This window comes from Flavisolibacter ginsengiterrae DSM 18136 (genome assembly GCF_059568575.1).
The window spans coordinates 1-1050 of the sequence record NZ_JCANTR010000066.1; the positions used below are offsets into that span (position 1 = coordinate 1).

The 1050-nt window shown below is 40.0% G+C and carries 1 protein-coding gene; it reads right to left on the bottom strand.

Annotated features, from left to right (window positions below; all coding sequences use genetic code 11):
• Window positions 1-1050: FG-GAP repeat domain-containing protein (locus BP74_RS21650; RefSeq protein ID WP_496377658.1), on the bottom strand; the 1050-nt coding region annotated here is incomplete at both ends.

A 1050-nucleotide genomic window follows, 5' to 3' on the forward strand; every position in this document is an offset into this window, starting at 1 on the left:
CAACTCCCTGGAATTATTACGGTACACAAACGCAGGCCCATTCTCATTGTTGATCACCAAATCCAAATCACCATCACCATCCAAATCAGCATAGGCTATACTGTTAGAAAATGTTTTCTGTCCCAGGCCAGAAGTCTGACCTGCATCTTCAAACTGCAACTGTCCTTTATTTTTAAAAAAACGGTTGCGCAAAGGCGTAACAGGAATATGTTTTAAAATCTCATCCATTTCTGCCCTCCTGCCTGTTTCAACCATTTTATTATACACATCATTGGAGAAGAAGTCAAGGAAATCAAGATCTCCCACATCCCTGGTTATGCCATTACATACAAAAATATCATTGAGCCCATCATTGTCCGCATCAAAGAAAAGTGCACCCCAACTCCAGTCAGTGGCAGCAACACCACTATAATCGGCAACTTCCGAGAAAGTTCCATTTCCGTTATTTAATTGCAGGCAATTCCTCACATACTGGTGATATAAACCAGCTTTTTGTTTACTGATAAAAAGGTCTATGTTGTCAAAAGTTCCGGTAGTTTTCAGGCGGTAGTCATCATCAGGTATCATATCCGTTGTGAAAATATCCGGGAAACCATCATTATTGATGTCACCCAGGTCTGTGCTCATGGAAGACATGCTGATCTTTTGAATACAATTTTCCATTTCATCCTTAAAGGTTCCATTCCCCTGGTTGATGTAGAGGTAATCTTTTTCAATAAAATCATTACCTACATAAATATCAGGATAACCATCCAGGTTGATATCACCTACAGATACGCCAAGTCCAAAACTGATCAGGCCCGTATGCAGGCCAGCTTCTTTTGTAACTTCTGTATAATGCCCTCCTTCATTTCGATATAAATGATTACCACCACCTTTTAATTTATCATCCACGTTCCATTTATTGATATCAACATCCCGCATGTCAGCATAATTCAGGGAACTAAAAGGAATGGGGCTGTTATTGATCAAAAAGCAGTCGAGGTCACCATCAAGGTCATAATCAAAGAACGAAGCCTGTGTGCAATAACCTGAGATATCCAACCCATA